This window comes from Pedobacter sp. ASV12 (genome assembly GCF_016429155.1).
In the GTDB taxonomy this organism is placed as follows: Bacteria; Bacteroidota; Bacteroidia; order Sphingobacteriales; family Sphingobacteriaceae; genus Pedobacter.
The window spans coordinates 21,406-28,106 of the sequence record NZ_JAELUC010000056.1 but is presented as its reverse complement, the minus strand read 5'-3'; the positions used below and the strand labels follow the sequence as shown (position 1 = coordinate 28,106).

General features: G+C 45.6%; 5 protein-coding genes. 4 read left to right on the top strand and 1 reads right to left on the bottom strand.

The genetic code is table 11. The annotated features are described in order from the left end of the window. Nucleotides 1–233, bottom strand: a 233-nt coding sequence (locus JHD69_RS13390) for a hypothetical protein (protein ID WP_199140849.1), incomplete at its 3' end; no start/stop codon positions are given. Between JHD69_RS13390 and JHD69_RS13385 the strand changes: the two genes are divergently transcribed. The 4 genes from JHD69_RS13385 to JHD69_RS13370 all read left to right on the top strand — a co-directional run bounded on the left by JHD69_RS13385 (nt 211) and on the right by JHD69_RS13370 (nt 6,695). Beyond that, on the top strand, nt 211–936 hold the full coding sequence (locus JHD69_RS13385) for a LytR/AlgR family response regulator transcription factor (protein ID WP_199140848.1): 726 nt from the start codon (nt 211–213) through the stop codon (nt 934–936). The genes JHD69_RS13390 and JHD69_RS13385 overlap by 23 nt on opposite strands. 70 nt (nt 937–1,006) lie before the next feature. Further along, on the top strand, nt 1,007–3,094 hold the full coding sequence (locus tag JHD69_RS13380; protein WP_199140847.1) for a tetratricopeptide repeat-containing sensor histidine kinase: 2,088 nt from the start codon (nt 1,007–1,009) through the stop codon (nt 3,092–3,094). Between the two features lie 211 nt (nt 3,095–3,305). Continuing rightward, on the top strand, nt 3,306–4,976 hold the full coding sequence (locus JHD69_RS13375; protein ID WP_199140846.1) for a hypothetical protein: 1,671 nt from the start codon (nt 3,306–3,308) through the stop codon (nt 4,974–4,976). A gap of 36 nt (nt 4,977–5,012) precedes the next feature. Next, the gene (locus JHD69_RS13370; RefSeq protein ID WP_199140845.1) at nt 5,013–6,695 is read left to right on the top strand and encodes a hypothetical protein; all 1,683 of its coding nucleotides are present in this window, start codon (nt 5,013–5,015) and stop codon (nt 6,693–6,695) included. Nucleotides 6,696–6,701 lie beyond the last annotated feature (6 nt).

The window sequence follows — 6,701 nt, the reverse complement described above, 5'->3', positions numbered from 1 at the left end:
CCCCCCCCCCCCCCCCCCCCCCCCCCCCCCCCCCCCCCCCCCCCCCCCCCCCCCCCCCCCCCCCCCCCCCCCCCCCCCCCCCCCCCCCCCCCCCCCCCCCCCCCCCCCCCCCCCCCCCCCCTTTCCACCCCCCCCCCCCCCCCCCACAACACCCCATGTCGTGGTTCGTCGGCAGCGTCAGATGTGTATAAGAGACAGGCCCTTTGTTTTATGAGCGTTCCCCTTACTTGCATTATTATTGATGACGACGATTTAGACAGATTGGCGGTAGAGGCTGAGCTTGCTAATTACGACGATTTACGGTTGATAGGAAGTTTTGGCAACTGCTTGGAAGCTATTAGCTTCGTGAAGCAACACCGGCCCGATGTATTGTTTACCGACGTAGATATGCCAGAAATCAATGGTATGGAAATGATCAAGACCATTAATCACCTGGGTTCTATCAATGTTATTATTTCCTCTCACCCCGAATATGCACTGCAGGGTTTCCAGCTAAAGACTTTTGATTTTATCCTCAAGCCTTTAACCAGTGATCGTTTTGAAGAGAGCCTCAGAAGGATCATCGCTTTTACCCAGCTCAAAAACAAAGCCGAGGCCTACGATATTCTGTTCGAAAACGAAAAGATCATTTTTAAAGAAGGACATAAAATTGTAAATATTAGTGCCAAAGAGGTTATTTATTTAGAGGCCTATGGCGATTATACCAAAATTGTAACCGGAAACAAGGTGTACCTTAGCTTGATTACCTTGTCTAGCTTTCTCGAATCGTTGCCCCCTGGCAAATTTATCCGCATCCATCGCAGTTATGCCATTGCTATCGGCAAGGTAAAATGCCTTAACACCAAACAGGTTGATATGGGGAGTAGCCACTTGCCCATCGGCAAAACCTACCTGCGCGAAATCCGGGAGGTTTTGAGCAATTACATGGCCAATTGATGATGATAAATTGAAATAATAGCGCTTTATGTCTGCAAACGCTCGGTTTTATTTCGTTTTATGTTGCTGCTTGTGCTGTTTTGGGCTACACGCGCAACAACCGAGCTATGAAAGTAAAAAATGGCTGGATTATGCTACTCGCTTTTATAACCGGACAATTGAAAGAGGTATCTTTAGAGAATTCGACAGTGTAATTATTGTGGCCCGCAAAGGAGTGGAGATTACTTCCAAGAACGATTACCACAGTCTATCGGCTTATTCCTTTTTTATTGGCCATACCTACAAGGTGCAGCTCAAAAACGACAGTGCATTTTTTTATCTCAAGCAAAGCGTCAGGTACGCCATGCTGGGTCAAAATATGAAGTATGAAGTGATGGCGCTGCAACAGATCAACTATTTGAACCGCTACCTGGGCCGTTTTGAAGAGACTAAGCCCCATGTGAAACGGCTACACCAGTTGTTGCCACTGGCAAAGGACGATACAATTAAAGACCGCATCTTGTCAGCATTGAGCGAAGAATATCTAAGTATTGGCGATTACCATAAAGCCATTTCCTATATTCTCGAATCGTTGCCGTTAAAAGAGAAAATACTCGCACAAAAAAGAGATTACACCTCGAAAGTGAGTTTGGGTTTGGCTTATGCCAGTTTGGGCAATCTTTACCTGCAGTTGCACCAAAATCAAAATGCTCTCAACAGCTTTAAGCAGGCCGAACCCTATTTTGAAAAATACATGGGTGCCAAAATTAGGCTTTATATCAATTTTGAACAGGTTTATCTGAATATGCAAAAGATAGACAGCGCCAAGATATACTACGACAAGGTTTATGGGGCAATGGCCGATAAAAAATTATTCTATGCCAGTTCTGAATTAAGCGCCGTGAACAGGATATTCGCTTCCTATTATTTGGATAAGAACATGGCATTGGCTAAACAGTATGCCACAAAGGCTTATCAGCTTGGCGTAGAATCAGAAAGCAAGGAAGCTTTGCTGTACGCACTTAACTTAATGGGCAACCTGAATTATGAATTGAAGCATTACCACAAAGCCATTACCTACTTAGAAAAAGCATTACCGGGTTCTTATTCCTTTAGTAAGGATGTTTATGCCTCCATTATACTCAAACTTGCCCAGAGCTATGAAAAATTGGGCAATAATGGCAAAGCCTTGAAATATTATAAAGATTACAATGCTTTGTCTAGCAAAATTTATCAAGACAAATCTGATGAGCAGATTGCCAACATCGAGTTCAAATATAAAAATGCCGAAAAAGAAAAGCAGATCGATTACCTGTCTAATGAGCGTTTGGCCGCCAATAAATTGCTGAAACAGAAGAACCAGCTACAGTTGGCCCTTAGCATTGCCTTCGGACTTGCCTTGCTGGTAACCATCCTGATTTACCGAAACAACAGAAACCAGAACAGGTCAAATGTATTATTGCATCAGTCTAATGTAGCGCTAGATCTGGTTAATCAAAAACTGGCTGAAGCCAATCAAACCAAAGCACGTCTTTTTGGTATCATTAGCCACGATTTGCGTAGTCCGGTGAGCCAGTTGTTCACTTTCCTCAAGCTGCAGCAGGCCAAATCCGGATTGCTGTCTGAAGCGCAACAGGAAGCCCATCAAAAGAAGCTGATCCAATCTTCTACGGCCTTGTTGGCTACCATGGAAGACCTATTGTTATGGTCGAAAAGCCAAATGGAGCATTTTGAGCTAGATTTGTCTGATGTTTTGATCAGTGAGCTGTTTGTGAAGGTGATTGCCTTGTTGCAAAATCAGGCCGAAGCCAAAGAACTGGAAATCAAGGAAGAAATGCAGGGACTATCCAGCTTGAAAAGCGATGAAAATCTTTTGCTCATCGTGTTGCGCAACCTCTTGCAAAATGCCATCAATCATTCCTTTCCGAAAGGCGTTATCGTGCTAAAGGCTGCTGTTAATGACAAGGGGCAACCGTTTATTGCCATCGTCAATAGTGGCTTGCTTATTCCTGAAGACAAAATTGCCGAATTGCAGAGTGGGTTTCATGTCAGTAGCAAGTCTAATGGCTACGGATTGCTCATTGTGAAAGAACTACTCCACCAGCTGAATGCCCAGTTGCTGATCAGGAGCAACGAACAGGAAGGCACCTGCATGCAGGTGCTTTTCGAAAAAGCCTAAGCCATTTCCTTTTATCGATTATTCCTATCCGTTCGTCGATAATTTGCCCAATTCGAATCGTGCCGAACTAATTTCATGTATCCGAAAAGATACATTAAGATGCGTTCTCCCTTAAAGTTGCCCCCGGTTTGCCTAGGCGCAAGAGGCAATTTTAGGACTTATGATTTCGGTTAACTTGTTAAGGCATTAAATTTTCAATAAAGGAACCGATATGAAGAACAATTACTTTTTTTTACTGATTTGTTTGATTGGCATTTTGCTCGGATGTTCCGAGTCGGGTTTAACGGGGCCAGAAGGTCCGGCTGGCCCTCAAGGAGCAACTGGTACAGCAGGAGCTGTTGGTGCAGCTGGCAAAGACGGCAGTGTCATCTACAGCGGCACAGGTGCGCCTGCAGGCACCTTGGGCACGACGGGCGATTATTACCTTGACCGTTCGGCAGGAAATTTATATGGTCCAAAAACCGCAACAGGCTGGGGTACACCCATTACTTTGATGGGGGCAGCCGGAACCAACGGAACCAATGGCAGCACCACTTTAAGCGGCAATGGTACACCATCGGGCTCGGCAGGAGTGGTGGGCGATTATTATTTGGATAAAACCAATTATTTATTATATGGCCCCAAAACAGCAAGTGGCTGGGGTGCGCCTATTTTGTTGCGCGGTGCTGATGGTACCCAAGGCCCGGCAGGCGCAGCAGGTAAAGATGGCAGTATCATTTATAGTGGCACAGGGGTTCCATCTAATACCATAGGCATTAATGGCGATTATTATTTAGATAAGAATTCGGGTAATCTTTATGGACCCAAAACCACGGCTGGTTGGGGAACAGCAACCGTACTGCGTGGTACCAATGGTACCAACGGAGCTAATGGCAGCACCACTTTAAGTGGTAATGGTGCCCCTGTTGGTGGAATTGGAAATTTGGGCGATTATTATTTGGATAAAACCAACTACCTCCTTTACGGGCCTAAAGATGGCAACGGTTGGGGCGTTCCTATTCTTTTGCGTGGCGCCGACGGAGCCCAAGGCCCCATGGGACCGGCTGGAGCGGATGGCACGGTTATTTATGGTGGCGACTATTTTCCAGACCCAACGCTGGGTAAAATTGGCGATTTCTTTATCGGTAAATACACCGTTATGCTATATGGCCCTAAAACGGCATCGGGCTGGGGTACGGGCACTTCATTGAAGGGAACTAATGGTACAAACGGAACAAATGGTACGAATGGCACCAACGGAAATACGGTGTTAAGTGGCAGGGGAGTGCCCGATAACGGTTTGGGCGTTGATGGCGATTTTTATTTGGATGTGATTACCTATATAATGTATGGCCCTAAGGCAAGCGGCTTGTGGGGCAGTGGTACTTCGCTTAAAGGAGCCGATGGTACGGGTAGTGTAATGGCTTTCGAAACTACCGAAGCCAGTACTTTCGATTGGATCTCTAAATTCAACGGATTTGATGGGCTTAACTTCAAGATGAGAATGGATAGGCATACCACCTTTAATGATACCACTTCGGTATTCAATTTGCCCATGTTGGCAGCGGTGGCCGCACAATCGGGCAGTACCTTGGTTTATGTTCGCATTAAAACCGTTGATCTGCAGAAAAAATGGATGCAGCTTTCCTTTACCAATTTCGATACCGGCCTGCCTCAATATTACTCGTACAATTTAACGGTCGGCCCAACCAGTGCAGCAGTAAGGGTCTTTGCCAGCCGAAGCAATATGAGCGATGTTTTGCTCGAGTTTGATAAAGTACGCATTGTAGTGGCTCCAGCAAGTACAACAGGCTTTTTGGGCAATAATGTAAGTGCAATACCGATGCAGCAAGTCATGCAGCGGCTTAACCTAAAGGAAAGCGATTTTGTAAAACTGAAATAGCGGAGCAACGATTCTTAACCATTTAAAAAACTAATGATGAAAAGATTAGTGTTGCCCATTGCTGTTGCTTTTGGTCTATTGGCCTTGCCAGATAAGCTGCTCGCCCAAGATTTGGGAACGATAGCTAAACAAAAGCCGTTTGCATTGACCGGATCTTTCGGTTTGGGCATCGGTACCTATCATGTAAATGGCATTCCCGCCAGGCAACGCGAGTTTTCCTATCTTTTGAGTGGTGCGCCAACGCTCTCGCTTTATGGCGTAGCTTTTCCGTTTTCGGTTGTAGTTAGCGACCAGCAGCGCAGCTATACCCAGCCCTTTAACCAATATGGCATTAGTCCAACCTACAAATGGGCCACCTTTCATGCTGGCTGGCGAAGCTTGGAGTTTTCGCCTTTCACCTTGGCCGGACATAACTTTTTAGGGGGCGGCGTAGAATTAAATCCTGACAAGTTAAGGCTGGGATTTATCTATGGCCGCTTTAATAAAGCCATTGAAGCCGATCCCAATCAGCCTTTGGCCCTTGCGCAGCAGCCAGCTTACAAAAGAACAGGCTATAGCGTAAAGGTAGGTGTAGGTACAGAACGCAACCATTTTGATCTTATTTTTCTGGATGCCAAAGACCATGTTAATTCTTTGAACACGCAACCTTCGGTTGAGCTGAGCCCTTCCGAAAATATGGTACTGGGCTTTTCTTCCAGGTTTAGTTTCCTTAAGCATTTTGTAGTCGAAATGGATGCTTCGGGTAGCGTTTATACGCGCAATGTACTGTCGGATACCGTGCAGAATCTGAAGCTTGATAAAATAGGGTTCATTAAAAAACTGATTACGCTGAATGCCTCCACGCAATTGCTCACTGCAGCACAGACCAGCATCGGCTATAATGCCCAAAACTATGGCGTAAAGCTGATGTATCGCAGGGTAGACCCAGATTATAAGAGCATGGGTGCGTATTATTTCGAAACAGATGTACAAAACTATACCATTGAAGGCATGTTGAAGTTGATTAAAGGCCAATTGCAGGTGAACGGAAGTTTCGGCATGCAGAACGACAATATCCTGCATGATAAAGCCTATCGCTCTAACCGAAAAATAGGCAGCATCAACGCATCTTTCAATAAAACAAATTATGGAATTGATGTACGTTACACCAATTATGGGATTACGCAAGATCGTGGCCTCAATCCCATTATCGATATGCTGCGGGTAGCCCGTACCAACCACAACCTGAATACGGTGCTCCGGTATAATATCAATCAGGAAAGCATGACGCACGGTTTTATTTTGGTCGGCAATATCCAGTCGCTGATCGATTTGAACGAATACACCGCACCAAATAGCAAGTCGAACAGTAAGGCGGTTAATTTTTCTTACCAGTTTGGACTACCTAAGAAGAGCTTTGCTGCCAATGCCAATATCAATTACACGGTGGCCGATGTAGCTTTCGGCCGTACGGTTTTTTATGGCCCTACTTTAGGCGTAACCCAAGCGGTTAATAACGGTAAGCTGGGGCTCAATGCTTCGCTCAGCTATCAGCTGCAACGCAATAATAACCAGAATGCCGGCAATATATTCAGTGCCAACCTCAATGGCTCCTACCGCATAGGTAAACGCGATGCCGCCAACCTGCAGGTAAACTACCTTAAAAGCAATTCGAAAGACGTTACACTGCCGTCATTCAACGAAATCAGGACGAATTTGGGCCTAGTGCACTCTTTTTAAAAAATA